The 25,751-nt window shown below is 65.8% G+C and carries 25 protein-coding genes; 15 read left to right on the top strand and 10 right to left on the bottom strand.

Annotated features, from left to right (window positions below; genetic code table 11):
- Nucleotides 1-44: 44 nt before the first annotated feature.
- Both KK488_RS12220 and KK488_RS12215 read right to left on the bottom strand, forming a co-directional pair.
- A complete protein-coding gene (locus KK488_RS12220; protein ID WP_214623900.1) occupies nt 45-1,253 on the bottom strand; it encodes an exo-beta-N-acetylmuramidase NamZ family protein in 1,209 nt (402 codons plus the stop codon).
- Nucleotides 1,250-1,804, bottom strand: a complete 555-nt coding sequence (locus KK488_RS12215; protein WP_214623898.1) for a DOMON-like domain-containing protein — start codon at nt 1,802-1,804, stop codon at nt 1,250-1,252. Before KK488_RS12215 ends, KK488_RS12220 begins: the two co-directional genes overlap by 4 nt.
- A gap of 47 nt (nt 1,805-1,851) precedes the next feature.
- On the opposite strand from KK488_RS12215, the gene tyrS reads away from it, so the two are divergent.
- The 3 genes from tyrS (at nt 1,852) to KK488_RS12200 (ending at nt 4,025) form a co-directional block, all read left to right on the top strand.
- Nucleotides 1,852-3,093: a tyrosine--tRNA ligase gene (tyrS, locus tag KK488_RS12210; RefSeq protein ID WP_214623895.1), complete on the top strand. Its 1,242-nt coding sequence runs from the start codon at nt 1,852-1,854 to the stop codon at nt 3,091-3,093.
- 158 nt (nt 3,094-3,251) lie between these two features.
- Entirely contained in the window at nt 3,252-3,584 is a 333-nt protein-coding gene (locus KK488_RS12205; protein ID WP_214623893.1) for a PilZ domain-containing protein, read from the top strand.
- A gap of 90 nt (nt 3,585-3,674) precedes the next feature.
- Entirely contained in the window at nt 3,675-4,025 is a 351-nt protein-coding gene (locus tag KK488_RS12200; protein ID WP_214623890.1) for a PilZ domain-containing protein, read from the top strand.
- A 6-nt stretch (nt 4,026-4,031) separates the two neighbouring features.
- Here the strand turns inward: KK488_RS12200 and recG are convergent, their stop codons facing one another.
- Nucleotides 4,032-6,098, bottom strand: coding sequence for an ATP-dependent DNA helicase RecG (gene recG, locus KK488_RS12195; RefSeq protein ID WP_214623888.1), 2,067 nt, complete (start codon nt 6,096-6,098; stop codon nt 4,032-4,034).
- Nucleotides 6,099-6,324: 226 nt separating this feature from the next.
- Here recG and KK488_RS12190 point away from each other — a divergent pair, with 226 nt between their 5' ends.
- Both KK488_RS12190 and mfd read left to right on the top strand, forming a co-directional pair.
- Entirely contained in the window at nt 6,325-6,591 is a 267-nt protein-coding gene (locus KK488_RS12190) for an FAD assembly factor SdhE (RefSeq protein ID WP_214623886.1), read from the top strand.
- 152 nt (nt 6,592-6,743) lie between these two features.
- Nucleotides 6,744-10,223, top strand: coding sequence for a transcription-repair coupling factor (gene mfd, locus KK488_RS12185; protein ID WP_214623884.1), 3,480 nt, complete (start codon nt 6,744-6,746; stop codon nt 10,221-10,223).
- A gap of 1 nt (nt 10,224) precedes the next feature.
- On the opposite strand, the gene dctA is transcribed toward mfd, so the two are convergent.
- Nucleotides 10,225-11,502: a C4-dicarboxylate transporter DctA gene (dctA, locus tag KK488_RS12180; protein WP_214623882.1), complete on the bottom strand. Its 1,278-nt coding sequence runs from the start codon at nt 11,500-11,502 to the stop codon at nt 10,225-10,227.
- A 166-nt stretch (nt 11,503-11,668) separates the two neighbouring features.
- On the opposite strand from dctA, the gene KK488_RS12175 reads away from it, so the two are divergent.
- From KK488_RS12175 to recQ, 3 genes are all read left to right on the top strand, one after another.
- A complete protein-coding gene (locus tag KK488_RS12175) occupies nt 11,669-12,082 on the top strand; it encodes a DUF6152 family protein (protein WP_214623880.1) in 414 nt (137 codons plus the stop codon).
- A gap of 19 nt (nt 12,083-12,101) precedes the next feature.
- Nucleotides 12,102-12,824 (top strand): hypothetical protein, encoded by a 723-nt coding sequence (locus KK488_RS12170; protein WP_214623878.1) that lies wholly within the window; start codon nt 12,102-12,104, stop codon nt 12,822-12,824.
- Nucleotides 12,825-12,899: 75 nt separating this feature from the next.
- The gene (recQ, locus tag KK488_RS12165; protein WP_214623876.1) at nt 12,900-14,663 is read left to right on the top strand and encodes a DNA helicase RecQ; all 1,764 of its coding nucleotides are present in this window, start codon (nt 12,900-12,902) and stop codon (nt 14,661-14,663) included.
- A 6-nt stretch (nt 14,664-14,669) separates the two neighbouring features.
- Here recQ and KK488_RS12160 read toward each other — a convergent pair whose 3' ends face one another.
- Genes KK488_RS12160 through KK488_RS12150 form a run of 3 tightly spaced genes read right to left on the bottom strand, consistent with a single transcriptional unit; the run spans nt 14,670 to nt 16,844 of the window.
- The gene (locus KK488_RS12160; protein WP_214623875.1) at nt 14,670-14,930 is read right to left on the bottom strand and encodes a hypothetical protein; all 261 of its coding nucleotides are present in this window, start codon (nt 14,928-14,930) and stop codon (nt 14,670-14,672) included.
- A gap of 31 nt (nt 14,931-14,961) precedes the next feature.
- Nucleotides 14,962-15,639, bottom strand: a complete 678-nt coding sequence (locus tag KK488_RS12155) for a class I SAM-dependent methyltransferase (RefSeq protein WP_214623873.1) — start codon at nt 15,637-15,639, stop codon at nt 14,962-14,964.
- The gene (locus KK488_RS12150) at nt 15,639-16,844 is read right to left on the bottom strand and encodes a BtaA family protein (RefSeq protein WP_214623871.1); all 1,206 of its coding nucleotides are present in this window, start codon (nt 16,842-16,844) and stop codon (nt 15,639-15,641) included. Before KK488_RS12150 ends, KK488_RS12155 begins: the two co-directional genes overlap by 1 nt.
- Before the next feature lie 205 nt (nt 16,845-17,049).
- Here KK488_RS12150 and KK488_RS12145 point away from each other — a divergent pair, with 205 nt between their 5' ends.
- Both KK488_RS12145 and KK488_RS12140 read left to right on the top strand, forming a co-directional pair.
- The gene (locus KK488_RS12145; protein ID WP_214623869.1) at nt 17,050-17,454 is read left to right on the top strand and encodes a DUF1330 domain-containing protein; all 405 of its coding nucleotides are present in this window, start codon (nt 17,050-17,052) and stop codon (nt 17,452-17,454) included.
- Between the two features lie 47 nt (nt 17,455-17,501).
- Complete coding sequence (locus KK488_RS12140) at nt 17,502-17,966, top strand: nuclear transport factor 2 family protein (protein WP_214623867.1); 465 nt, start codon at nt 17,502-17,504, stop codon at nt 17,964-17,966.
- 205 nt (nt 17,967-18,171) lie between these two features.
- Here KK488_RS12140 and KK488_RS12135 read toward each other — a convergent pair whose 3' ends face one another.
- Together KK488_RS12135 and KK488_RS12130 are read right to left on the bottom strand one after the other, a co-directional pair.
- Complete coding sequence (locus tag KK488_RS12135; protein WP_214623866.1) at nt 18,172-19,038, bottom strand: alpha/beta hydrolase; 867 nt, start codon at nt 19,036-19,038, stop codon at nt 18,172-18,174.
- 5 nt (nt 19,039-19,043) lie between these two features.
- Nucleotides 19,044-20,021 carry a threonine ammonia-lyase gene (locus tag KK488_RS12130; RefSeq protein ID WP_349356886.1) on the bottom strand — a complete coding sequence of 326 codons (978 nt, stop codon included), beginning with the start codon at nt 20,019-20,021 and terminating at the stop codon, nt 19,044-19,046.
- A gap of 66 nt (nt 20,022-20,087) precedes the next feature.
- Between KK488_RS12130 and KK488_RS12125 the strand changes: the two genes are divergently transcribed.
- From KK488_RS12125 to KK488_RS12115, 3 genes are all read left to right on the top strand, one after another.
- On the top strand, nt 20,088-21,296 hold the full coding sequence (locus KK488_RS12125; RefSeq protein ID WP_214623864.1) for a saccharopine dehydrogenase family protein: 1,209 nt from the start codon (nt 20,088-20,090) through the stop codon (nt 21,294-21,296).
- A gap of 136 nt (nt 21,297-21,432) precedes the next feature.
- Nucleotides 21,433-21,786, top strand: a complete 354-nt coding sequence (locus KK488_RS12120; protein WP_214623862.1) for a hypothetical protein — start codon at nt 21,433-21,435, stop codon at nt 21,784-21,786.
- A gap of 27 nt (nt 21,787-21,813) precedes the next feature.
- The gene (locus KK488_RS12115; protein ID WP_214623860.1) at nt 21,814-22,995 is read left to right on the top strand and encodes a carboxynorspermidine decarboxylase; all 1,182 of its coding nucleotides are present in this window, start codon (nt 21,814-21,816) and stop codon (nt 22,993-22,995) included.
- A gap of 6 nt (nt 22,996-23,001) precedes the next feature.
- Here the strand turns inward: KK488_RS12115 and KK488_RS12110 are convergent, their stop codons facing one another.
- The gene (locus KK488_RS12110; protein ID WP_214623858.1) at nt 23,002-23,544 is read right to left on the bottom strand and encodes a hypothetical protein; all 543 of its coding nucleotides are present in this window, start codon (nt 23,542-23,544) and stop codon (nt 23,002-23,004) included.
- Between the two features lie 337 nt (nt 23,545-23,881).
- On the opposite strand from KK488_RS12110, the gene KK488_RS12105 reads away from it, so the two are divergent.
- Nucleotides 23,882-25,081, top strand: a complete 1,200-nt coding sequence (locus tag KK488_RS12105) for a type III PLP-dependent enzyme (RefSeq protein ID WP_214623856.1) — start codon at nt 23,882-23,884, stop codon at nt 25,079-25,081.
- A 70-nt stretch (nt 25,082-25,151) separates the two neighbouring features.
- Nucleotides 25,152-25,583 (top strand): MAPEG family protein, encoded by a 432-nt coding sequence (locus KK488_RS12100; protein WP_214623854.1) that lies wholly within the window; start codon nt 25,152-25,154, stop codon nt 25,581-25,583.
- The last annotated feature ends 168 nt before the right edge of the window (nt 25,584-25,751 follow it).

Here is a 25,751-nt window from a genome sequence, read left to right as displayed (position 1 = left end):
GAGAGGGTCATCGCAGGCCGCCCTTCCCTTCGGCTTACATCATCTCAATAGATCAGATGCACGGCGCGTTCGTCGGCCCAGGCCGCTTCATCGGGCAGCGTCAGCGCATCGAGATCGCCCGGCAGCGCCGCGGCGTCGTCGACCCACTCGCGCAGCAGGGGCGATCCGTTGATCACATCGATGGCGAGGACGTCGTCGGTATATTCATATTTGAACTCCTTGCCGCGCCAGATCGGATAGTCCGGATAGAGCCGCCGGATCGCCTTGAAGGCGAGCGCCTGAAGTCGCCACGGCCTGAACGCCTCATGGTCGTAGGCCGGGCCCTCGGCATGGATATGGATGCCGTTGCACAGCGTCTTCACATGCTTGTGGAAAGTCGGCTCGAACCAGCAGTCGCGCAGCAGGCAGCCTTCCAGCCAGTGCGGCGCGAGGCTGCGCATCTCCGCAATCACCGCGCGCGCATCGATGTCCGGCGCGCCGAACAGTTCCAGCGGCCGGGTGGTGCCGCGTCCCTCCGACAGTGTCGCGCCTTCGACCATCACCGTGCCGGCATAGCAGCGCGCCATGTTGAGATTGGCGGCGTTGGGACTGGGGTTGACCCAGATACGCCCTTCCGGCCAGCCGAAGCCCGGCCCGGTTTCCGGCTCATAGCCGTCCATGACGATGACGCGATAATCGACGTCGAGCTTGAAATGATCGATGAACCAATGGCCCAGCTCACCCATGGTGAGGCCGTGGCGCATCGGAATCGGCCCGGCGCCGACGAAGCTTTCGCAGCCCGGACGCAGGGTCAGCCCCTCGATCGGGCGGCCTGCCGGATTGGGCCGGTCCAGCACCCAGACGGTCTTGCCGGCGGCCGCGGCGGCTTCCAGCACATAGAGCAGGGTGGTGACGAAGGTGTAGATGCGGCAGCCCAGATCCTGCAGGTCGACCAGTAAGATGTCCGACGTGCTCATCATCTGCCCGGTCGGGCGGCGCACCTCTCCATAAAGGCTGAACACCGGCATGCCGTAGGTCGGATCGATGAAATCGGGCGACTCCATCATATTGTCCTGCAGGTCGCCGCGCACGCCATGCTGCGGGCCGAACACGGCCGAGACACGGAGGCCGCTCGCGACCAGCGCATCGAGACCGTGGGTCAGGTCGGCGGTGACCGAGGCTGGATGCGCGAGATAGGCCACGCGCTTGCCCTCGAGCGGCGCGCGCAGCTGCGGATCGGCGAGGAGGCGATCGAGACCGGTCTTGAAGCTCATGCGCTCCCAAGTGGCGGAAGCGCGAGCGCGAAGCAATCATGATGATGGAAATCGGGCTTGCCGGGGGGGTGCGCGAGCGCCCAGTAGCTCTTGGCGCCGCTCTTCTCCTCGATCACCGCGCTGATGCCGATCCGGCCGTCATAGTCCCATGGCAGGCTGTCCTCGGGAAAGCGGGCGGTCAGCGTGATCCGCTCGCGGCCGATGTCGAGCGCCAGGTCCGGCGCCGGCAGATCGATCCTGCGCATGCCGGTACGGTAATGATCGAAATTATAGACCGCGAAGGCGCCCGAGGGGGACAGGTTGAGCTCGGCATAGCTGTCCCCGCCCCGGCCGATGAACAGCTCGAAGCAGGTCGTCTTCCAGAGATCGTCGGTATGGACGCGCGGCGCCGCCGGGGGGATCACGATCTCGCGCGGCTTGCCGACCGCCGCGAACGCGACTTCCCAGCTCATGTCCTCGCTCTGGCTGATCTGCGCACCGACGGCCGCGAGCGAAACGCAGGGCGTGGCGAGATGGCACTGGAGAACGGTGGTGGCCAAAACTCTACTCATCGCCGGTATCCCATGCTAAGCGGCGCCCGTTTCCGCGAGAGGCCACCATGGCAAGCTACAAGTCCGACCTGCTGAACCTGCTCGAAGAGCGGGGCTATATACACCAGATTACCGACGCAAGCGCGCTCGATGCGCTGGCGACGAAGCAGGTCGTGCCCGGCTATATCGGCTTCGATGCGACGGCGCCGTCGCTCCATGTCGGCAATCTCGTCTCGATCATGCTGCTGCGCCGCCTGCAGCAGGCCGGCCACAAGCCGATCGTGGTGATGGGCGGCGGGACGACCAAGGTCGGTGATCCCTCCGGCAAGGACGAGGTGCGCAAACTGCTCACCAGCGAAGGCATCAATGCCAACATCGCCTCGATCCGCACCGCCTTCGAGCGCTTCCTGACTTTCGGCCCAGAGGGACAAGAGGGGGGCGCGAGCGATGCGATCATGGTCAATAATGACGATTGGCTGAGCAAGCTCGGCTATATCGAGCTGCTGCGCGATGTCGGCCCGCATTTCACGATCAACCGCATGCTGACCTTCGATTCGGTCAAGCTGCGGCTGGAGCGCGAGCAGCCGCTCACCTTCCTCGAATTCAACTACATGATCCTGCAGGCCTATGACTTCCTGGAGCTGTCGCGCCGCGTGGGCTGCCGCCTGCAGATGGGCGGATCGGACCAGTGGGGCAATATCGTCAACGGCATCGAGCTCAGCCGCCGCATCGACGGCACTGAGGTCTATGGCGTGACGACGCCGCTCATCACCAAGTCGGACGGCTCGAAGATGGGCAAATCGGTCTCGGGCGCCGTCTGGCTGAACGAGGACCAGCTTTCGAGCTTCGATTACTGGCAGTTCTGGCGGAACACCGACGATCGCGATGTCGGGCGCTTCCTCAAGCTGTTCACGGATGTCCCGCTCGACGAGATCGCCCGGCTGGAGGTGCTTGGCGGCGCCGAGATCAACGAGGCCAAGAAAGTGCTCGCCAACGAGGCGACGGCGCTCTGCCGCGGCCGCGCCGCTGCGGACGCGGCGGCCGAGACGGCGCGCGTGACCTTCGAGGAAGGCGCAGCCGGTGCCGATCTGCCGACGATCGCAGTGGCGGGTGGCAGCATCGGCCTCGTCGCGGCGCTGGTCCAGGCCGGTCTGGCGGCGTCGAACGGCGAAGCACGGCGCAAGATCGCGGAAGGCGCGGTGCGGATCAACGACGAGCCTGTCCGCGACGACAAGCATGAGGTTGTCATGAGCGAAGGCTCCATCAAGCTGAGCCTTGGCAAGAAGCGCCACGCTCTGCTGACGCGATGAGCCTGCCCCCTCCAGCGCGTTGGACGTTGGCGCCGAGCCGTCGGCATTTATGAGAGGCCGCTGGCCACACCGGGCTAATCAGCCGTTGACCACGTCTATTGAGCTTTGGCTCATCCCCACCAGCGAGACTGCAGCCGCCGATTGAGGGGGGCAAACCGATGTCGCTAGCTTATTCCACGGCGGAATTCCGCCGTGCGCCGCGTGAATCCGTCGATTATCCATCGCGAATCCGCGGAAGGCGACTAGCGCCGACAACCGCCCTGATCGTCAATATCTCGCCCTATGGCTGCATGGTGCGCTGCGACCGCATCATGCCGATCGGCACGATGCTGGAGGTCGACCTGCCGGGCATGGCCAGCCGGCGCGGCACGGTCATCTGGTCGCTCGGCGCGCGCATGGGCCTCGAGTTCGAGACCGGGATTTCGGTGGAGAGTTACCTCGCCCTGCTGCCGCAGATGAAAGCCTCATTCAGCAGCCCAGCGCCCACCTGATCTTCGTCGACAGCCTCTTGGGGGTCGGTCCGCGATAAATGCCTCGTCCGGCAAGGATTTATCAACCTGGATGTCTATATCGTCGGGCATATGGCTGAACCGGCAAAGAAATTCGAGCAAGGGCAGGAGCAGCGGCGGCAATCCGTTCGCGAGCCTGTCGACCTGCCGACCAGCGTCGTGCGGCGGGGCCGCGAGCCGCAACCTGTCCGGCTCGTCGACATCTCACCCTTCGGCCTGCATGCGCGCTTCCACGGCAACAGTTTCGCGCGCGGCGAGCATCTCCATATCGAGCTGCCGCTGATCGGTCCGGTCAAGGCGCAGGTAATGTGGGGACTGAAGGGCTGTTTCGGCTGCAAGTTCCTGATGCCGATCGATGCCCGCACGTTCCTGCGTCTGCTTGCCGCGATGCGCAGTGGCCAGGACGGGCCAAGCGAGCGCTGATCCGTCTCAGCCGCTCGACAGCAGGCTGATCGCGGCATCCCGCTCGAACAGATAGAGACAGAGCCGCGCCGCCTGTCCGCGCGGTGAATCCAGCCCGCCATCGCGATCCATGAGCAGGCGCGCATCGTCATGCGCCGCGCTGATCAGCTCCTGGATCTGCTCGGGGCTGGCGAGGCGGAAGCGCTGCTCGCCGGACTGGCGGGTGCCTAGCAATTCGCCTGCGCCACGCAAACGCAGATCCTCCTCGGCGATGCGGAAGCCATCATTGGTCTCGCGCATGAGGGCGAGGCGCGCGCGCGCCGTCTCGGACAGGTTTTGCCCGTGCAACAGCATGCAGAAGCTGCGCTGGTCGCCGCGCCCGACGCGCCCGCGCAATTGGTGCAACTGGGCGAGGCCGAAGCGCTCGGCAGCTTCGACGATCATCAGCGTCGCATTGGGCACGTCGACGCCGACCTCGATCACCGTGGTCGCGACCAGCAGCCTGAGCCGCCCGGAGGCGAACGCCTCCATGACGGCATCCTTCTCGGCACCCGGCATGCGGCCGTGGACGACGCCGACCCGATCGGCACCGAAACGGTTGCGCAGGATCGCGGCGCGGGCCTCGGCGGCGGCTTCATCCTCCGCCTCCCCTTGCTCGACCAACGGGCAGACCCAATAGGCCTGGCGACCGGCGTCGATATGCCGGCCCAATCCCTCGATCACCTCTTCCATGCGCGCATCCGAGATCACGCGCGTGTCGACCGGCTGGCGGCCGGGCGGCATCTCATCGAGGCGCGAGACGTCCATGTCGCCATATTGCGCGAGGGTCAGCGTGCGCGGAATCGGTGTGGCGGTCATCACCAGCAGATGCGGCGTACGCTCGGCCTTGGCGGTCAACAGGAGCCGCTGCGAGACGCCGAAGCGATGCTGCTCGTCGATGACGGCCAGGACGAGATTGCGGTAGCTGACCGCCTCCTGGAAGATTGCGTGCGTGCCGACGAGAATGTGCATGCTGCCGTCCGCCAGTCCCATCAGGGTCGATTGGCGCGCCTTGCCCTTGTCGCGCCCGGTGAGCAATGCGACGTTGACCGGCAGGCCCGCGAGCATGGCTTGCAGGCTCGCGAAATGCTGCCGCGCGAGAATCTCGGTCGGCGCGAGGAAGGCCCCCTGCCCGCCCGCCTCGACCGCGTTGAGCAATGCCATCAGCGCGACCAGCGTCTTGCCGGAGCCGACATCGCCCTGGAGCAGACGCAGCATCGGGATGCTCTGTGCCATGTCGCCCTCGATCTCGCCGAAGACACGGCGCTGCGCCCCGGTCGGCGCGAACGGCAGCTTGAGCACATCGCGCAGATGGCCGTCGCCGGTGATCGGGATGCCACGCCGGCGTCGCGACGACGCGCGCATCACCATCAGAGCGAGCTGACCGGCGAACACCTCGTCATAGGCCAATCGCTCGCGGGCCAGTCGGGCGCCGGGGTCTTGATGCACCATGCCCAGCGCCATGTGCCAGCCGGGCCAGTCCTTTCGTGCCAGCAGGCCAGGCTCGATCCATTCGGCCAGCTCCGGCGCCCGCGCGACGCCCTGCGCGACGAGCTCACGCATCCGGCCATTGGTGATGCCCTCGGAGAGGCCATAGACCGGCTCGCGTTCGGGGATTGCCGCGGCTTCGCCAAGCTCCACGACATGATCGGGATGGACGATCTGCAGATCGTCGCCGAACCGGTCCAGTCGCCCGGAGACGAAGCGCATCTCGCCGAGCGGGAAGAGCTTTCTCGGCCAGCCGCTATTCTTGCCGAAATAGACGATGCTGATCGGGTCGCCCGCCTCATCCTGCGCATGAATGCGGAACGGCGCGCGAGGCGAACCGGAGGCCCGATAATCGGTGGCCATCAATACGAGTCCGACCATGCGCCCCGTCTCCGCCTCGGCAAGACGCCGCACCTTCTGCCGCTCGATCCAGGCCACCGGCAGGTGAAAGGCCAGATCGACCGCGCGCAGGAGCCCGAGGCGCTCGAGCGGCCTGGCGAGCGCGGCGCCCACGCCCTTGAGCGCGGTGCTTTCGGTGAAGAGCGGATTGAGAATATCGGGGCGCATGACTATGTGGGGTCTAGAGCCTGTCTGGTTTGACGGAAATCGCCTTTTTCGTGTTCTTGCGAAAGCAGGAACCCAGGGCCCAACCGACGAACCTCGCCGCCCGGGGCTCCTGCTTCCGCGGGAGCACCGGAAGAGGCGAAACGGCTCCGGAATTCAGCCGACGGGAGCTTAAAATGCGTCCGCCGGCCAACTGCTGTTGCGCGTATCGGCGCGGGAAGGATCGGACATGATCGAGGAAAGCCGCCTGCGCCGCATCCGCTTTCGCGCCTGGCATCGCGGCACCAAGGAGGCCGATCTGCTGATCGGCGGCTTCTTCGACAAGCATGGGCGAAGCTGGAGCGAGGCCGAGGCCGACCTGTTCGAGACGCTGCTGGATGAGCAGGATGTCGACATCATGTCCTGGGCGATCGGAACCGCGCCTTGCCCCGCGCGCTATGAGGGAGTGCTGATGCAGGCCATGCGGGCGCTGGATTATGTGCCCATCGAGAAGTGAGACGTTCAACAAGCACCCTCCCGTTCGTCCTGAGTAGCCGTTGAGCTTGTCGAAATGGCGTATCGAAGGACCAGTGCGCGACCCTTCGATACGGGTCTTCGACAAGCTCAGCCCCTACTCAGGGCGAACGGCGTTCTGGAATTAGAAGAAACATGACCGATCTCCCCCGCATCCTCCAGGCCAGGACGCCCCTCACCCTCTCGGGCGTGCCCGCCGGTTTCACGCCCGTGCTGCTCGCCGATCTCGCGCGCGCCGCGTCGGTTGGCGGCAAGGGCGCCCGCGTCTGCTTCATCGCGCCGGACGCGCAGATGATGGAGGCGATCGAGACCACCGTCGGCTATTTCGCGCCCGAGCTTGAGGTGGTGCGCATCCCCGCATGGGACTGCCTGCCCTATGACCGCGCCTCGCCCTCGCTGCGTGCCGCGTCCGAACGGCTCGCCGGGCTCCATGCCCTCCAGCGCGAGCCCAAGGGGCCGCAACTCGTCCTCACCACGATCAATGCGCTCGCCCAGAAGACGCTGACGCCATTCCGCATCCGCCAGATGGTCGCGCGCCTCGCGCCGGGCGAGCGCATCGCCATCGACCGGCTTGTCGCCTTGCTCCAGTCCAACGGCTATGTGCGCACCGACACCGTCCACGACGCCGGCGAATATGCGGTGCGCGGCGGCATCGTCGATCTGTTCCCGTCGGGCGAGCCAGGCCCGCTGCGGCTCGATTTCTTCGGCGACGAGATCGAGACGCTGCGCCGCTTCGATGTCAACGACCAGCGCACGACCGGCGCGGTCGATCATTTCATGCTGCTGCCTGCCTCGGAGGCACTGCTCGACGAGGAGAGCATCAAGCGCTTCCGCGGCCGTTATCGCGAGATGTTCGGCGCCACCGCGACCGGAGACCCGCTCTATCAGGCAGTGAGCGACGGGCGCCGCCTCGCCGGCATGGAGCATTGGCTGCCCTTGTTCGAGGAGCGCCTCGTGCCCCTTGCCGAGCATCTGCCCGCCGGCACGCTGTGGCTGCGCGACGGCGGCGTGGCGGGCGCGGCGGAAGCGCGGTTCGAGGCGATCCGGGACTATCATGCCAATCGCGTCCAGGCTGCCGGCGCCTCGCCGGGCAGCTACCGGCCCCTCCCGCCCGATCAGCTCTATATCACGGCGGAGGACTGGACGGCCGAGGTCGCCGCGCTGCCCATCCACATCACATCGACCTTCCACGAACCGGAGAGCGCTGTCGTCCTCGATTTCGGCGTGGATAGCGCGCGCGATTTTGCGCCGGAGCGCGCACAGAACGCCAATGTCTATGAGGCTGTCGCCAAGCATCTCGAGCAGGCGCAGCGCAAAGGCCGGAAGCGGATCATCGCCAGCTATTCCGCCGGCGCTCGCGAGCGGCTGAGCGGGCTGCTGACCGATCATGGCGTCAAACGCATGATGCTGGTCGAGAACTGGCAGCAGGCGCAAGGCGAGGCCGCCAAGGGCGCCGTCGCGCTCGCCGTTCTGCCGCTCGATCATGGCTTCGCGACGGGCGACATGGAAGTGCTCACCGAGCAGGACATGCTCGGCGATCGCCTCGTGCGCCGCCAGAAGCGGCGCAAGAGCGCCGACGCCTTCCTCGCCGAGCTGGCGACGCTCACTCCGGGCGATCTCGTCGTCCATGTCGATCATGGCATCGGCCGCTACGAAGGGCTGACCTCCATTCCGGTCGGCAAGGAGCCGCACGACTGCGTCGCGCTGACCTATGCCGGCGGCGACAAGCTGTTCGTGCCGGTAGAGAATATCGACGTGCTCTCGCGCTATGGCTCGGGGGAGGATGCCGTCGCGCTCGACAAGCTCGGCGGCGAGGCCTGGCAGCGCCGCAAATCGCGGATGAAGGAGCGCATTCGCGAGATTGCCGGCGAACTGCTGGCGACCGCCGCCCTGCGCGCGCTCCGCACCGCCCCGGCCTATGAGCCGGAAAGTGCCGGCTATCCCGCCTTCGTCGATCGCTTTCCCTATCAGGAGACCGAGGATCAGGACCGCGCCATCGCCGACGTGCTGGACGATCTCGCTGCCGGCAAACCGATGGACCGCCTGGTCTGCGGCGATGTCGGATTCGGCAAGACCGAGGTCGCGCTGCGCGCCGCCTTCGTCGCAGCGATGGCCGGCGCTCAGGTTGCTCTGATCTGCCCGACCACACTGCTGGCACGCCAGCATCATCTCAATTTCGAGGAGCGGTTCCGTGGCTTCCCCCTCAAGGTCGGGCGCCTCTCCCGCCTCGTCGGCGCCAACGAGGCCAAGGCGACCAAGGAGGGTCTTGCCGACGGCACGGTCGACATCGTCATCGGCACCCATGCGCTGCTTGCCAAGGGGCTGGAATTCAAGCGTCTCGGCCTGGTCATTGTCGATGAGGAACAGCGCTTCGGCGTGGTCCACAAGGAGCGGCTGAAGCAGCTCAAGGCCGACGTCCACGTCCTAACCCTCACCGCGACGCCGATCCCGCGCACGCTGCAGATGGCGATGAGCGGCCTGCGCGAGCTGTCGGTCATCCAGACGCCGCCGGTCGATCGCCTCGCCGTGCGCACCTATGTCATGCCATGGGACGATGTCGTGCTGCGCGAGGCGCTGCTGCGCGAGCATTATCGCGGCGGCCAGACCTATTTCGTCGTGCCGCGCATCTCCGACATGCCGGATATGGAGGATTTCCTGCGCGAGAAAGTGCCGGAAGTACGCTCGATCTCCGCGCATGGCCAGATGTCGCCCAGCGAAGTCGAAGAGCGCATGTCGAACTTCTACGAGCGCAAATATGACGTGCTGCTCTCGACCACGATCGTCGAATCCGGCCTCGACATCCCCAGCGCCAACACGATCATCATCCACCGCGCCGACCGCTTCGGCCTTGCCCAGCTCTACCAGCTGCGCGGCCGCGTCGGGCGCTCCAAGACCCGCGCCTATGCCTATCTGACCACGCAGGCCGACCGCGTCACCACCGAGACGGCCGACAAGCGCCTCAAGGTGCTCTCCGATCTCGACACGCTCGGCGCCGGCTTCCAGCTCGCCAGCCACGATCTCGACATTCGCGGCGCCGGCAATCTCGTTGGCGACGAGCAGAGCGGCCACATCAAGGAAGTCGGCTTCGAGCTGTACCAGTCGATGCTGGAAGAGGCGATCCTGGAGGCCAAGGCCGGCGGCGCGCATCTCGCGCCGGTCACCGACAAATGGTCGCCGCAGATCAATGTCGAGGCGCCGATCCTCATCCCCGACGATTATGTGCCGGATCTCGACCTGCGCATGGGACTCTATCGCCGCATCAACGAGCTGGAGGAGAAGGGCGGCATCGAGAGCTTCGCCGCCGAGATGATCGACCGGTTCGGCCCGATGCCCGACGCGACGCAGAATCTGCTGACGCTGATCGAAGTGAAGATGAACTGTCGCAAGGCCGGCATCGCCAAGATCGACATCGGCCCGCGGGGCGCGCTGGTGAGCTTCCACAACGACCAGTGCCCGAACCTGCCGGGCCTGCTCTCCTATGTCCAGAAGCTCGGCCCGATCGCCAAACTACGCCCGGATTCGAAGCTGGTGATCCAGCGCGCCTGGCCAGACCCCAAGGCGCGACTCAACGGCGCGCTGAAGCTGTCGCAGGGGCTGGCGAAGTCGATCGGGTGACTCAATCGCCCGCGAGTTGCCGCGCCTTGGCATTGCCGATCGTCGTCGCCAGCTTCTCCCGGTCGATGGCGCCTTCCCAGGTCGCCAGCACCACGGCGGCGAGGCAATTGCCGATCAGGTTCACGAAGGTCAGCCCTTCCGCCAGAATGCGGTGGATGCCCAGGATCATCGCAATGCTGGCGACCGGGATCGTGCCGGTCGTCCCGAGCGTGGCGGCCAGCACCACGAAGGCCGCGCCAGCGACTCCCGCCGCGCCCTTAGAGGTCAGCAGCAGCACCGCCAGCAGCACCAGCTGATGCCATAGATCGAGCGGCGTATTGGTGGCCTGCGCGAGAAAGACCGCGACCACCGTCAAATAGAGGCAGGTGCCATCCAGGTTGAAGGAATAGCCGGCAGGCACGACGAAACCGACCACCTTCTCGTCGCATCCAGCCGCCCGCATCTTCTCGATGATGCGCGGCAGCACTGTCTCGGTCGAGGTCGTTGCCGCGACGATGACGATCTCGTCACGCATGTAAATCAGCAGGCGCCAAAGGCTGACATTTACGAGCCGGGCGACACCGCCCAGCACGACGATCGTGAAGACAAGGCAGAGCAGCAGGAACATGATGATCAGTTCGCCGAGCGAGACGAGCGAACCGGAGCCGAACTTGCCGACCGTGAAGGCGATCGCGCCGAAGGCGCCGACCGGCGAGAGATACATGAGAAAATGGATGATCCGGAAGAAGGCGGCCGAGAGTTTGTCGACCATGTCGACGATCGGCCGGCCCTTCTCGCCCATCGTCGCCACGGCCATGCCGAACAGGCAGGAAATGAGCAGCACCTGCAGCACTTGTCCCTCGGTGAACGCGGAGAGGAAGGTGGTTGGAATGATGGCGAGCAGATAGCCGGTGATGCTTTGCTCGTGCGCTGTGGCGACATAGGTCTCAACCGACTTGGCATCGAGCGACGACAGGTCGACATTCATGCCGACGCCCGGCTGCCACAGATTGACCGCGATCAGACCGATGATGAGCGCGAGGATGGTGATGATCTCGAAATAGATGAGCGAGCGGATCGCCAGTCGCCCGACCGACTTCATGTCGTTGGCGCTCGCGATGCCATGAACGACCGTGCAGAAGATCACCGGCGCGATCATCATGCGAATGAGCGCGATGAAGGCATCGCCGAGCGGCTTGAGCGGCACCCCGAGGCCCGGCGCCCAATGGCCGAGCGCGATGCCGGCAATGGTTGCGATCAGCACCTGGAACCAGAGCTGTCGATATATGGCTCCGCGCATCATCCGGCTTGTCCTCCCCCTCAGTGTCAACGGAGCTAAGGCCTGGTACGGCCGCGTCAACAGACTTCGTCAGCGAATGCCCTTGCCGAGATCGGGGCCGCCGCGCTACTGTTGCGGAATCAACAAGGTGCCCGCCACGACGGGGCATCCAGGGGAGAGGAAGCCGATGAGGTTCGCGCGTGAGATACGCTTGTTCGCCTTGCCATGCGCGGTTGCGGCGCTGGCGATACCGGCCGCCGCGCATCACAGCTTCGCCATGTTCGACAATACGCGATCGATCACGATCCACGGCAATGTCACGGCGTTCCAATGGACCAATCCTCATGCCTATCTCGAGATCGACGCCGACGAGGGCAAGGGGGCGAGCAAGCATTACACGCTCGAACTGACGAGCCCCAACATGATGAGCCGCGGCGGCTGGACCTCCCGCACGGTGAAGCCGGGCGACGTCGTGACGGCTGTCCTGTCGCCGCTCAGGGATGGGCAGCCCGGTGGCCTGCTGCTGGTGCTCACCCTGCCGAACGGCAAGAAGATCTTGCCCGGCGTGCCCCATGCCGACCGCTACAAGATCACGTCCTAATGGGCCGGGGAGCCTGAAGATGATCGCAAAAGCCCTGCTGCTCGGCGCCTGCCTGCTCGCGCCGGCGACGGCCGCCATCGCCGAGCCCGACTTCAGCGGCAGCTGGGAACGCTATCCGCCGATGGGCGAAAAGGCCGACCCGCGCTACGCGCCGTCGCCGATCCCCGATCCGCAGCTCAAGCCGCAATATCGGGCCGAGTGGGAGCGCGGCCAGAAGATCCTCAAGGAACGGCTGGAGGAAGGCCAGCCTGCCGGCGACAATTATGTTCACTGCATTCCCGACGGCATGCCCTCCATGATGATGGGCATGTTCCCGATGGAGGTGTTTCAGCGCGCAAAGCAGATCAACATCACCCAGGAAGCGTTCAACCAGACGCGCCGCATCTACATGAACGAGACGCTGCCCCGCTGGGATGAGGTCGATCCCAGCTTCTATGGCCGCTCGGTCGGGCATTGGGAGGGCGACACGCTCGTCGTCGAAACCACCGGCATCAAAGCCAACGTCACGTTCCGCTGGACGCCCCATTCCGAAGCCATGAAGATCACCGAGCGCATCCGCCTGCTCGCGCCCGACATTCTGCAGGACCAGATCACGATCGAAGATGACTATCTCGAGAAACCCTGGACCTACAGCTACTCGTTCCGGCGGATGAAAGGCTACAGGCTGCAGGAATATGTCTGCGAGGACAACCGGGAAGTTGTCGACGAGGACGGAAAAACCCACCTCAAGATCGACAGATAAGCGCGGTCGGTCCCGGCAGTCGATAACAGGGTCCTCCCCCTTCCCCCACCCCGATCCTCTGCCTATAGCGGCCTCATGCTGACCGATCCTGCTGCTCTGCTCCGAAGCGTCTTCGGCTTCGAGGCCTTTCGCGGCGTGCAGGCGCAGGTGGTCGAGCGCGTGCTCGCGGGCCAGCCGACGCTCGCGATCATGCCGACCGGGGCCGGCAAATCGCTCTGCTATCAATTGCCTGCCGTCGCGCTGCCCGGTTGCTGCGTCGTCGTCTCGCCGCTGATCGCACTGATGCATGACCAGCTGCGTTCCGCCAATGCGCTCGGCATCCGCGCGGCGAGCCTGACCTCTGTCGATGCCGACTGGCGCGAGACGCAGGACCGGCTGGTCGCGGGCGACCTCGACCTGCTCTATGTCGCGCCGGAGCGGGCATCGGGTGACGGCTTCCGCGCCCTGCTCGATCGTGCCCGCATCGCCCTGTTCGCAATCGACGAGGCGCATTGCGTCTCCGAATGGGGTCATGATTTCCGCCCGGATTATCGGCTGCTGCGTCCGCTGCTCGATGCCTTCCCGGACGTGCCGCGCCTCGCGCTCACGGCGACGGCCGACGCGCACACGCGCGCCGACATCCTGACGCAGCTCGGCATCCCGGCCGAGGGGCTCGTCATCTCCGGCTTCGACCGGCCGAACATCCGCTATGTCATGCAGCCGCGCGACGGGCTGAAAGGGCAATTGCGCGAGATATTGGCAGCCAATCCCGGCCCCGGCATCGTCTATGCGCCGACCCGCGCGGCGACCGAGCAATTGGCCGAGGCGCTCGGCCAGAGCGGGCGATCAACGCGCGCCTATCATGCCGGCCTCGCGCCCGAGGTCCGCGCCCGCAATCAGGCCGCTTTCCTCGCCAGCGAGGAGATGGTGATGGCGGCCACCGTCGCCTTCGGCATGGGCATCGACAAGCCGGATGTGCGCTTCGTCGTCCATGCCGGCCTGCCCAAGTCGATCGAGAGCTATTATCAGGAGAGCGGCCGCGCCGGACGCGACGGCGATCCGGCGACCGCAATCCTGCTCTGGGGCGCCGAGGACTTCGCGCGCGCGCGCCAGCGGATCGGCGAGGTCGAACCGGCCCGGCAGGCGGGCGAGCGCACGCGGATCATGGCGCTCGGCGCGCTGGTCGAGACCGCCGGCTGTCGCCGCGCCGTGCTGCTGCGCCATTTTGGAGAGGATCCGCCGCCTTTCTGCGGCAATTGCGACAATTGCCTGGCACCGCCGGCGAGCATCGACGCGACGCTGACCGCGCAGAAACTGCTATCCGCCGTCCATCGCACCGGGCAGAGCTTCGGCCTCGGCCATATCGAGGCGGTGCTGACCGGCAAGAGCAACGACAAGATCATCCAGCGCGGCCATGATCGGCTGTCCGTCTTCGGCATCGTCGAGGGCGAGGAGGTGGCGCTGCTCAAACCGGTTGCCCGGGCGCTGCAGGTGCATGACGCGCTGACCACGACAGAGCATGGCGGTCTCGCGCTCGGCCCGGCCGCTCGCCCCTATCTCAAGGGCGAGGAGCGGGTCGAGCTCGTCCTGCCGCCAGCGAAAGCGCGGCGCTCGAAGCGCGACAATAGCGCCAATCCGGTCGACGATCCGATCTTCGACGCGCTTCGGGAATGCCGCCGCGATCTCGCGAGGGAAGCCGGCGTGCCGCCCTATGTCATCTTCCACGACAGCACGCTGCGCGAGATGGCGCGGATTCGCCCGATGTCGCAGCGAGACATGGCGCTGGTCAGCGGCGTGGGCGAGCGCAAGCTGGAGGCCTATGGCGACGCATTTCTGGCCGTGATCCGGCAGTTTGCCTGAATCCGGTCAGGCCTCGCCCATCTTGTCGACCAGGTCCATGAAGTTGCGCGCGGCATCCCGCTCGTCCGCATCCTTGAAGGCCACGTCGAGATCCGGCGCGTCACCCAGCATGTACATCAGCGTCCACAGGCCGAAGCGGCGGCCGGGGTCGGTCTCGAGGCCGAAGTCGACGCGCACCCGCTCCAGCCCTGCGTCGAGCGTGGCCGGATTGAGCGTGTCGACGTCGGATTGCCCGAAGTAACGGAAGAGGAGATCCTGGAAGTCCATGTATGGACCTTAGGCAAAAGCGCCCTTCAGGTCAGCGTTTAATCACGGCTTCCCACGCATAGCCCCGATAGAGCGACCGCCTCCGCGCCACCGCGCCCTGCTCCGCCGCGATCCGCTCGACCACCTCGAACAGGTCGGCGCGGGGCGTCACATGAAACTTGGTCAGCCAGCCGCGCAGGCCCGAGCGGAACCAGCCCGGCAATCCTTCCTGCTGGCCGAAATCGACGATGTGCAGCGACCCGCCCGGCTCGACCACCGACAGCGCCTGCGCCAGCGCGGCCTGCCACTCGGGGATCATCGACAGGCTGTAGCTGATGAAGACCCGGTCGAAGCCGGGCTCGCCGAACAGTGCCTGCGGATCGAAGCCGGTCGCGTCGGCCCGGCCGAGCAGGGTGCGCTCCTCCGCCTTGACACGCGCCATGTTGACCTGCGCCGATTTCAGCATCTCCGACGAGATGTCGAAGCCGAACAGGCGCGCATCGGGATAGAGCTTCGCCACCAGCGCCAGATTGCGGCCGGTGCCGACGCCCACCTCCAGCACCGATCCGCCCGGCGGGACGGCCAGCTCGCGGATCAGCCGGTCGCGCCCCAGCAGATAATATTTGCGGGTGAGATCATAGATGTGCCGCTGGAGCGCATATTGCGCGTCCATGGCGCGGGCATGATCCGCGCTCCCCCCATCCACGCGACTGTCCGCCCGGCTGGCCATCAGCCTTTGAACGAATAGAGGTGGACACCGCCATAGATGGACGAGCGGTCATCGCGGGTGAAGCCGAGCGACTCCTCGGCATGATAGTGCCAGCGGTCCAGCAGCGCGTCCGGCAGGCGGCCGGGCAGCAGGCTCGGCTCGGCGGCGGTGCGGAAGAGCACGCGCGCGCCCGGCTTGGCGGTGCGGGTGATCTCGCTCCACAGCGCGGTGAGCTGGGCGTCGTTCATCCAGTCCTGCGCATCGAGCAGGATGTAGCGATCAACGCTGGCTTCACCCTGGGTGCCGAGCCAGTCGGTCATGTTGGCGTGGCGGACGTCGACGCGGTCGGCCCGCGCCTTCACCGCCTCATAATTGGCCGCTTCGAGATAGGGCGGCAGCGGCGCATCCTCGTGGCGGCCATAGCCGCGCCCGAAGGCCTGCCAGGCGAAGTAGTTCTTCTTGAGGTCATAGTCGCAGGCCAGCCGCTCCAGCCGCTTGCGCAGCACGGCGGCCATCTTCTCGTCGCCGGCCAGTGCGTCATATTGCGCAGGCGGGATGCCGAGGCCGAACAGGGAGGCCGGCTGATCGGTCATCCAGCGGACGAACTTGCGATCGAAGATCGGCGCCAGCCGCTCCTCGAAGATGCGGCGCTGATCGTCCATGTCCTTGGCTTCGAGCAGGACGCGCGGGTCGATGCGGTAGAGCTTGGCGACCAGATGCGCCGCGCCGATGAAGCCGCCGAGCAGGCCGCGCTTGTAGGCGCCGCTCTTGAACATGCCGATGCGGCGGCGGCCGACCAGATCGCGCCCTTCCCAGTAGCGGCGCGCCGTCTCGTCGAGATGCGGGCGCAGATGCGTCTTGTAGGCACCGATATTGGCGCCGCTGTCCGCCTCGGCAAAGAAGCGGCGGAAATGGGCGTAGTCGGGCAGCTTCTGTGCGGCGACCTGCTTCAGCCGGTTGAGCGCGATATGGGCGGTGTTGAGATCGACTGCCGTGATCCGCGCCGGGTTGGCGGTGAGGTAGGAGAGCACGTTGCAGCCGCCCGAGGCGATCGTGGCGATGTGGCAATCCGGCGTGATCGCCAGCGCTTCCATGTCGACGACCGGGTCTTCCCAGATCTGCGCATAGACGAGGCCGCGGAAGGCGAAGGCGAAGGCGCGCTCGAGCAGCCCTTCCTTGCTCAGCGCCTCATGATTGACGACGGCGTTATCAATGACGTGACCCATATGCTTGGCCCTCCGGCTGTCCGGTTTTGTCGGCGCTAGTCCCCGGGCATGTCGGCGATGTGACGGTGCGATTGCAGATTGATGACGCTGCGCCAGCCGCCGCATCGAAGCGAGGTACAGAATCGCCGCCGTTTTCGCATGGTCGGCTGTCCGATCCTTCCGCATAGTGGCGGTCAATCATAGTGACGCCGCAGGAGAGACGATCATGATCGACAGGAAGACACTCGCCACGCTCGCCGCCGGCCTTGTCATCGGCTCGCTGGGCGCCACCGCCTGGTCCGCCGCGACGCCGCCGCCGCCCAAGGGCTATGTGGTGGCGGAGGTGAACGTGAAGGACCTCGCCGCCTATCGCGCCTATGGCGACGCCGCCTTCCCCATCATCCGCAAATATGGCGGCACCTTCCTGACGCGCGGCGGGCAGACCGTCGCGGTCGAGGGCGCGCCGCCGGCACAGCGCGTGATGATCATCGAGTTCGCCAGCCTGGAGCAGGCGAAGCGGTTCGAATATTCCAAGGACTATACCGACATCGCCCCGCTGCGGCAGAAGAGCGCGGACAGCCGCCTGTTCCTGGTCGAGGGCACCAACAACGCGGCGGCAAGCAAGCCTTGATCTGAGCGACGCCCGGCGCGATGAGGAGCCCCTGCAAGGAGAAAGCCATGTCGCGCCCGCCATTCCCGCCCTTCACCGCCGAGACCGCAGCGCAGAAGGCGCGCGGCGCCGAGGACGCCTGGAACAGCCGCGATCCCGAGCGCGTCTCGCTCGCTTACACGCAGGACTGCCAGTGGCGGAACCGGGCCGAGTTCATCGAGGGCCGCGCCGAGATCGTCGCCTTCCTCACCCGCAAATGGGCGCGCGAGCTCGACTATCGGCTGATCAAGCAGGTCTGGGCGCAGGACGGCAACCGCATCGCCGTGCGCTTCGCCTATGAATGGCATGACGACAGCGGCCAGTGGTTTCGCTCCTATGGAAACGAGAATTGGGAGTTTGATGCGGAAGGGCTGATGCGGCGGCGCATCGCCTCGATCAACGATCTGCCGATCGCCGAGGCGGACCGGAAATTCCATTGGCCACTAGGACGGCGACCGGACGATCATCCGGGACTGGAGGATCTCGGGCTGTAGCGGCTGATCGGGAAAAGCGATCAGTCGCGTAATTTTCCGGCGAAGTTCACGAAGGTCACGGGGAGAATGAATTTCTTTCCTCTCCGGAAAGACGCGAAAACGACAGACGGGCGGAGCCCGGACAATCGATCTTCAAACTGAGAATGAGCCAGGTCCGTCCTGTCATGAAGACAGGACTGTAGGACAGCGAATTCCAAGCTGACGATCAGGGCGAAGCCGGCACGGTCGCCGTCGCGCCGAACGGCACGAGCGTGATAGGCGGCTCGGACATGACAGCCGTCGGCATCGGTCCATCCAGCAACTTGAATGCGCTCTCGATCACCCGGCCCATCACCAGCGGATCGGGCGCGTGGCCCTGATCGGCCAGGACAAATGAGGCGCCGCGCAGGTGGGCCCTGGTCGCGGCGGCGTGAAGGGTATTGCCGTTGGCGGGCGGAATGACGTCGTCCTTGAGGCCGTGGACGAGGAACCAGGGCTCGTCGAGGCTCGGCACGGCGGCGAGATTGTCGAACTTGTCGGTGATGAAGGCACGCGCGATCTTCGGCGCCAGCGCCGGGATGCTGACGAAGGCGCCGACCGTCATCAGCGCATCGAGCTTCTCCAGCTTGGCGAGATCGATCGCGACACCGGCGCCGAGGCTGTGGCCGATCACGAGCAGCTTGCCGTTCCCGGCCAGCCCGCGCGCCGCCTGATAGAAAGCGCGGGCATCCATGGTCAGCCCGACTTCGCTCGGCTTGCCGGGATTCTGGCTGTAGCCGCGATATTCGGCAGCGACGAGGCCATAGCCGGACCTGGTGGCGAGCCGGCTCAGCCAGCGTAGCGCGTCGCTCGCGCTGGAGCCGTTGCCGTGAAAGATCAGCAAAGTCGGCTGGCCGGGCCTGGGCGGCACGGCGATGCCGCGCAGCAGCAGGCCGTCGCCGGTGGTGACATTGAGGAAGGCCGCGCCGTCCGGCAGGCCGTCCAGCGATAGTGCGATCTCGGGCGGCTGGAAGATGCGATCGCGGGTCATGCCCGCCTGCGCCGGCAGCGGCACGGCGGCGATCAGCAGCAGGGCCGGCAGCAGTGCGCGCACCGCGCTCAGCCGATCAGCCGCAGGAAGGTCTCGCGATCGACATTGCCGCCAGAGAGGGTGACGATGGTCGCATCGGTCGCCGCGACCTTGCCGGAAACGATCGCCGCCAGCGCCGCCGCGCCGCCGGGCTCGACGACGAGGTGCAGCTTCTCGAAGGCGAGGCGTATCGCCGCGCCGACCTCAGCCGGGGTGACGGCCGCGCCGCCGCTGACGCGCCGCTTGAGGATCTCGAAATTGATCGGAAAAGTGCGCGGGGTCTGGAGCGCGTCACAGTCGGTGGGATGGGTCAGATCCTTCACGCCGACGATCTCGCCGGCGGCAAGCGAGTTCAGCACATCGTCCCAGCCTTCCGGCTCGGCGATGAAAATCTCTGCATCCGGGCAGGCGAGCGCGACGCCGGCGGTCAGGCCGCCGCCGCCGCAGCACACGACGATGCGGTCCGGGCCACGCCCGATCCTCTGCTCAAGCTGGCGGGCGGCTTCCAGTGCGGCGGTGCCCTGCCCTTCGATCACCCAGGGATCGCCATAGGCATGGACGAGGGTGCCGCCGGTCTGCGCGACCAGTTCCGCCGCAATGCCGTCGCGATCCTGCGTCGCGCGATCATAGAGGACGATTTCGGCGCCGAGCGCGCGGGTCGACTCGAGCTTCGCCCTGGGGGCGTTGGTTGGCATGACGATCGTCGCCGCGATGCCGAGCCGCCTGGCCGACCAGGCGACGCCCTGCGCATGATTGCCGCTCGACACACCGACCACGCCCCGGGCGCGCTGCGCCTCGTCGAGATCGGTGAGGCGATGCCAGGCGCCGCGAATCTTGAAGGCGCCGATCGGCTGGAGCATCTCGGCCTTGCACCAGATGGTCCGCCCGTCGACCTCCAGCGGCAGCAGCGGCGTCGGCGGCAGCAGGGCGGCGATCTTCTCCGCCGCGCGCAGCACGCCTTCCCGGCTCGGCGCCCGGCTTGGATCCAGCAATTCTTGTTCTGTCACATGGCCCCCCTATATGCAGGCGCTTCGATTCGCTTGGGCGATCACGAATATTCGGGAGACTTACAGATGAGCAAGGTGCTGGTCATCGGCGCAGGTGGCGTCGGTTCGGTGGCCGTTCACAAGATGGCGATGAACCCGGACATCTTCAGCGACATCACGCTGGCGAGTCGGACGGTCTCCAAGTGCGAGGCGATCGCGCAGTCGGTCAGGGAACGCACCGGCGTGACGATCAAGACCTTCGCGATCGACGCGGACGATGTCGCTGCGACGACGGCGCTGATCAGGCAGGTCGGCCCGAAGCTCGTTGTCAATCTGGCCCTGCCCTATCAGGATCTCGCCATCATGGACGCCTGCCTCGCGGCCGGCGTGCACTACATGGACACGGCCAATTACGAGCCGCGCGACGAGGCGCATTTCGAATATTCGTGGCAATGGGCCTATCAGGACCGGTTCAAGGACGCCGGGCTGATGGCGCTGCTCGGATCGGGCTTCGATCCCGGCGTGACCAGCGTGTTCGCGACCTGGCTCAAGAAGCATCATTTCGAGCGGATCGACACGCTCGACATTCTCGACTGCAACGGCGGCGACCATGGCCAGCATTTCGCCACCAACTTCAATCCGGAGATCAACATCCGCGAAGTGACGGCGCCCGCGCGCCACTATGAGAACAACAAGGAAGTGGTCACGCCGCCGCTCTCGACTAAGCAGACGTTCGACTTCGACCAGGTCGGGCCGAAGAATATGTACCTCATGTATCATGAGGAGCTGGAGAGCCTGAACAGGCACCTGCCCGAGATCAAGCGCATCCGCTTCTGGATGACCTTCGGCGACGCCTATCTCAAGCATCTCGAAGTGCTGCAGAATGTCGGCATGACGCGGATCGACCCGGTGCTCTACAATGGCGTGGAGATCATCCCGCTGCAGTTCCTGAAAGCCGTGCTGCCCGAGCCGGCCTCGCTCGGCGCCTCGACCAAGGGCAAGACCAACATCGGCGACATCGCCACCGGCCTGGGCAAGGACGGCAGGGAGAAGACGCTGTATCTCTACAATGTCTGCGATCATGAGGACGCCTATGCCGAGACGGGCAATCAGGCGGTGAGCTACACCACCGGCGTGCCGGCGATGATCGGCGCGGCGATGATCCTGACCGGAGCGTGGAGCGGCGAAGGCGTGTTCAACATCGAGCAGCTCGACCCCGATCCCTTCATGGACATGCTGAACAAGCATGGCCTGCCCTGGCAGCTGCACGAACTGCCGGCGCCGCTGGATTTCTGAACGACATGAGCCCTCTCCTCCTTTAGGGGGAGAGGGTTGGGAGAGGGGGCGCACGCCGTTGATGCGATGCGCTCGGTCGAGAGGTCACCCCCCTCTCCCCGGCCCTCTCCCCCTGAACGGGGCGAGGGAGTTTGCATTGCGCATCATCGGTCTCGTCTCTCTGCTCCTGCTGCTGACAAGCTGCTCGCAGAGCATGCAGCTCACTGCCGGCACGCCCACGCCGGAGACCGTCTCCTGCGCGCGCACGGGCGGTTTCCTCGCCCAGCGGGGGCGGCGCGGCAATCTGATGTGCGTGCATCCTTTCGTCGACGCCGGCAAATCCTGCTCGTCGAAGAGCGATTGCAAGGGGCGCTGCATCGCCAAGACGGACGGGCCGCTGCCCGAGGCCGGTGCAAGCGCGGCCGGCATGTGCCAGGCGGACGACCGACTATTCGGCTGCTTCGCCGAGATCGACAAGGGCAAGGTCAAATCGTCGATGTGCATCGACTGAGAGACGCGGACATTGAGGGACGGACATATGGAAACCAGAGCCGGCGACCCGGGCGCCTTCGCGCGCTTCGACCTGAACCGCGTGCCCTCGCCCGCCTTCGTGGTCGATGCCGCAGCGGTGCGGCGCAACCTCGCCATCCTGAAGGATGTGCGCGACCGGAGCGGCATCAAGCTGCTGGCGGCGCTCAAGGCTTTCTCGATGTGGTCGCTGGGCGGCACGGTGGCGGCCTATCTCGACGGCGTCTGCGCCTCCGGCCTCTACGAGGCGCGGCTGGGGCGCGAGGAATATGGCGGTGAAGTCGCGACCTATTGCGCCGGCTACAAGGCGGATGACCTGCCGGAAATCTGCGCGCTCTCCGATCATATCATCTTCAATTCGCCGGGGCAGCATGCGCGCTTCCGGCCGATCCTCGACGCGGCACGGACGGAGGGGCACGGCTTCGATGTCGGTCTGCGCATCAACCCGCTGCATGCCGAGGGCGAGGTCGCGAAGTACGATCCCTGCCAGCCGCACAGCCGGCTCGGCTTCCCGATCGACCAGCTGCGCCCGGAACATCTCGACGGCGTCGACGGCATCCATTTCCATTCGCTGTGCGAGCAGGACTTCGTGCCGCTCGGGCGCACCTGGGCGGCGGTCGAACCGAGCCTCAAGCGCTATTTCGGTCAGCTCAAATGGCTGAATTTCGGCGGCGGGCATCACATCACCCGTGCCGACTATCAGCGCGAGGATCTGATCGCCTTCCTGCAGCATGTGCGCAGCGAAACCGGGCTGGAGCTCTATCTGGAGCCAGGCGAGGCCGTGGCGCTCGATGCGGGCATTCTCGTCGGCGAGATTCTCGACGTCATCGACAATGGCATGCCGGTGGCGATCACCGACATCTCGGCGACCTGTCACATGCCCGACGTGATCGAGGCGCCCTACCGGCCCGCGATGCTCGGGGAGACGATCAGCGACCTGGATGCGCCGCTGGTGCGGCTCGGCGGGCCATCCTGCCTGGCGGGCGACATCATCGGCGACTTCGCTCTGCCCGTCCCCGCAGAGCCGGGCCAGCGCATCGCCTTCCTCGACCAGGCGCATTATTCGATGGTCAAGACCAACACCTTCAACGGCGTGCCGCTGCCCGCCATCTGGCTGTGGGACAGCGAGACGGATGCGCTGCGCGAAGTGCGCCGCTTCGACTATGCGGACTTCAAGAACCGGCTGAGTTAGGGCGGATCAGCGCAGGCTGGGGTCGGCCTGACGCAGCTGCTGCTCTTCAGCGCTCATCGTCGCGCGGGTCGCCATCAGGTTGGTCGTGTAGGTCTGGAGGCTCGCTGCGGTCAGCGTGCCCGAGGACAGCATGGCGATCGCCGACTGGCGGTCGCGGGTGCGCAGCTCCAGCTTCGCGGCGGCGGCTTCGGTCTTGCTGAACGTGCCGCTCTGGTTGAGCGCCATCGTCGCGAGCGCGCGGCCGCTGAGCGTGGTCAGATCGGCCGTGTCCTTCTTGCCGGCTGCTTTGTACTGCGCGTCGAGATCGGCGCGCAGGGACTTGGCGAGCATTGCCGCGTCCACGCCGGCGTCGGCCTTGGCATTGGCGGCGCGCTTGGCCTCGATGGTGATCGAGACCGCCGACTGAGCGCCGTCGCTACCGGTCGTGCCGGTCTGCGCCGCCTGCTTCGCCGCGAGCGCCTGAAGCGCCTGCTGGATCTGCAGATTGCTGGACGAGCTGAGTGAGCTTGTCGAGGTATCGGGCGAACTGAGAATCGAGAAGAGCGACATGGCGGGCCTCGCTTTGGAGCATTCTGTCCCGCGCTAGGACAAGATGGTTAACGAACGGCAAATGCTCGCGAATCACTCGGGAACCCTTGCGCCCGAGTCGCGGCCGGCGACTCCTTTTCAGGAAACCGGCCGCTCCCTCGTTCCCCAAAAAATTGCGGCCCAATAAGTGGCTCATTTCGGAAACAATCCACACTTTGTGACAGTTTTGTGACGATATTTCTTATTCCGCAGCCTTTACACCCCCCGGCCTCCTGCATATATGCGCACCCCTGCTGCCCCATGGGACTTCCACCGCAAGGCAGCTCATTTCGCTGAACTACACTGGAGGTCCCTTGAGTTGTACAAGCATCATAGCGCGCTGGGGGTAGCTCTTTCCCTCAAACCGGCAGCACCGGTAACGCTCATTCGCCCGCAGGCTGCGGCCCGCGCCGCCCGATACTTCTCGCAGAAGTTTCCGGGCCGCTCGCTCTATGCGGTGAAGGCCAATCCCTCGCCCGAGCTCCTCAAGACGCTCTGGTCGGCGGGGATCACGCACTATGATGTGGCGTCGATCGTCGAGGTTCGCCTCGTCGCCCGGACCCTGCCGCGCGCCAAGCTCTGCTTCATGCACCCGGTGAAAGCCGAGGAAGCCATCGCCGAGGCCTATTTCACGCACGGCGTGCGCACCTTCTCGCTCGACACGATGGAAGAGCTGGAGAAGATCGTCCGCGCCACCAAGGGCGCCGAGGACCTCGAGCTGTGCGTGCGCCTGCGCGTCTCCTCCGAGCACAGCAAGCTCAGCCTCGCCGCCAAGTTCGGCGTCGAGCTGATCGAGGCCAAGGAACTGCTCCAGGCCACGCGTCAGGTCGCCGATGCGCTCGGCATCTGCTTCCATGTCGGCAGCCAGGCGATGACGCCGCAGGCCTATACCCAGGCGATCGAGCGCGTGCGCGCCGCGATCGTCGATGCATCGGTCACGGTCGACATCGTCGATGTGGGTGGCGGCTTCCCCTCCACCTATCCGGGCATGGAGCCGCCGCCGCTGGAAGCCTATTTCCACGCGATCCACCGCGCGTTCGAGAGCCTGCCGATCAGCTACTCGGCCGAGCTCTGGTGCGAGCCGGGCCGCGCACTCAGCGCCGAATATAGCTCGCTGGTGGTGCGCGTCGAGCGGCGCCGCGGCAACGAGCTTTATATCAACGACGGCGCCTATGGCGCGCTGTTCGACGCCGCGCATCTTGGCTGGCGCTTCCCGGTGCAATTGCTGCGCCCGGAGGCCAATGACGAGCAGGGTCTGGAGGCGTTCAGCTTCTATGGGCCGACCTGCGACGACATGGACCATATGGCGGGGCCGTTCCTGCTTCCCAGCGGCGTGAAGGTCGGCGATTATATCGAGATCGGCATGCTCGGCGCCTATGGCTCGGCCATGCGCACCGAGTTCAATGGCTTCGGCGCGGAGCGCGTCTGCGAAGTCGCCGACGAGCCCATGGCCAGCCTCTATCGCGATGAGGCGCCACTCCCGCAGAAGTCGAACGTGATCCAGCTCAGCCGACGGTAATCAGTTTCAATTTGCTACTTATCTAAACATGAGCTAGCCTCCCCGACGGACCAATCGGGGAGGCTTTCTTATGTCGGGGAATCTGATCGCGCCTGCGCTGGCGCTCGTGCTCTGGTCGCTGATCATGCTGGCCTGGATGTTCTTTGTGCGGCTGCCCGCTTTGATGAAGCTCAACGTCTCCTCCGACAAGGCACGCGGCGGCCGGGGGCAGGATCTCGACCGGATGCTGCCGCGCGAGATCAATTGGGTGGGCCATAACTATGCCCATCTCATGGAACAGCCGACGCTCTTCTATGCAACGGTCTTCGCGCTCGTCCTGCTCGGCCAGACCACGCCGGTCACGGTCGGCCTCGCCTGGGCCTATGTCGCGCTCCGCGTGGTCCACAGCGTCTGGCAGGCCAAGGTCAATACGATCCCCATCCGGGCCGGGCTGTTCTTCGCCGGCTCGTTCGTCCTGCTGGCGATGGTGATCATCGGGTTTATCGCGGCGCTTCGCGTCTGAGTTTCCGGCATCGCAACATGCAATGGCCCGTCCGCTGTTAGCCGGTCGGGCAAAGCGGTTCTTTGGGCGGTGTCCGTTCCAAACACCCAGAAACAGTGCTCCTGCGAAGGCAGGAGCCCAGGGCGGCTAAGGGCCCCAGGCTCCTGCCTTCGCAGGAGTTATCCAAGG

Origin of the sequence: Sphingobium nicotianae, from assembly GCF_018603885.1 — a bacterium.
Taxonomy (GTDB): domain Bacteria; phylum Pseudomonadota; class Alphaproteobacteria; order Sphingomonadales; family Sphingomonadaceae; genus Sphingobium; species Sphingobium nicotianae.
This window is presented reverse-complemented; position numbering and strand designations above follow the sequence as displayed.

Coding starts and splice junctions, on each gene's coding strand:
- KK488_RS12220 (WP_214623900.1), bottom strand. CDS start 1,253: ATGAGCTTCAAGACCGGTCTCGATCGCCTCCTCGCCGATCCGCAGCTG.
- KK488_RS12215 (WP_214623898.1), bottom strand. CDS start 1,804: ATGAGTAGAGTTTTGGCCACCACCGTTCTCCAGTGCCATCTCGCCACG.
- tyrS (WP_214623895.1), top strand. CDS start 1,852: ATGGCAAGCTACAAGTCCGACCTGCTGAACCTGCTCGAAGAGCGGGGC.
- KK488_RS12205 (WP_214623893.1), top strand. CDS start 3,252: ATGTCGCTAGCTTATTCCACGGCGGAATTCCGCCGTGCGCCGCGTGAA.
- KK488_RS12200 (WP_214623890.1), top strand. CDS start 3,675: ATGGCTGAACCGGCAAAGAAATTCGAGCAAGGGCAGGAGCAGCGGCGG.
- recG (WP_214623888.1), bottom strand. CDS start 6,098: ATGCGCCCCGATATTCTCAATCCGCTCTTCACCGAAAGCACCGCGCTC.
- KK488_RS12190 (WP_214623886.1), top strand. CDS start 6,325: ATGATCGAGGAAAGCCGCCTGCGCCGCATCCGCTTTCGCGCCTGGCAT.
- mfd (WP_214623884.1), top strand. CDS start 6,744: ATGACCGATCTCCCCCGCATCCTCCAGGCCAGGACGCCCCTCACCCTC.
- dctA (WP_214623882.1), bottom strand. CDS start 11,502: ATGCGCGGAGCCATATATCGACAGCTCTGGTTCCAGGTGCTGATCGCA.
- KK488_RS12175 (WP_214623880.1), top strand. CDS start 11,669: ATGAGGTTCGCGCGTGAGATACGCTTGTTCGCCTTGCCATGCGCGGTT.
- KK488_RS12170 (WP_214623878.1), top strand. CDS start 12,102: ATGATCGCAAAAGCCCTGCTGCTCGGCGCCTGCCTGCTCGCGCCGGCG.
- recQ (WP_214623876.1), top strand. CDS start 12,900: ATGCTGACCGATCCTGCTGCTCTGCTCCGAAGCGTCTTCGGCTTCGAG.
- KK488_RS12160 (WP_214623875.1), bottom strand. CDS start 14,930: ATGGACTTCCAGGATCTCCTCTTCCGTTACTTCGGGCAATCCGACGTC.
- KK488_RS12155 (WP_214623873.1), bottom strand. CDS start 15,639: ATGGCCAGCCGGGCGGACAGTCGCGTGGATGGGGGGAGCGCGGATCAT.
- KK488_RS12150 (WP_214623871.1), bottom strand. CDS start 16,844: ATGGGTCACGTCATTGATAACGCCGTCGTCAATCATGAGGCGCTGAGC.
- KK488_RS12145 (WP_214623869.1), top strand. CDS start 17,050: ATGATCGACAGGAAGACACTCGCCACGCTCGCCGCCGGCCTTGTCATC.
- KK488_RS12140 (WP_214623867.1), top strand. CDS start 17,502: ATGTCGCGCCCGCCATTCCCGCCCTTCACCGCCGAGACCGCAGCGCAG.
- KK488_RS12125 (WP_214623864.1), top strand. CDS start 20,088: ATGAGCAAGGTGCTGGTCATCGGCGCAGGTGGCGTCGGTTCGGTGGCC.
- KK488_RS12115 (WP_214623860.1), top strand. CDS start 21,814: ATGGAAACCAGAGCCGGCGACCCGGGCGCCTTCGCGCGCTTCGACCTG.
- KK488_RS12110 (WP_214623858.1), bottom strand. CDS start 23,544: ATGTCGCTCTTCTCGATTCTCAGTTCGCCCGATACCTCGACAAGCTCA.
- KK488_RS12100 (WP_214623854.1), top strand. CDS start 25,152: ATGTCGGGGAATCTGATCGCGCCTGCGCTGGCGCTCGTGCTCTGGTCG.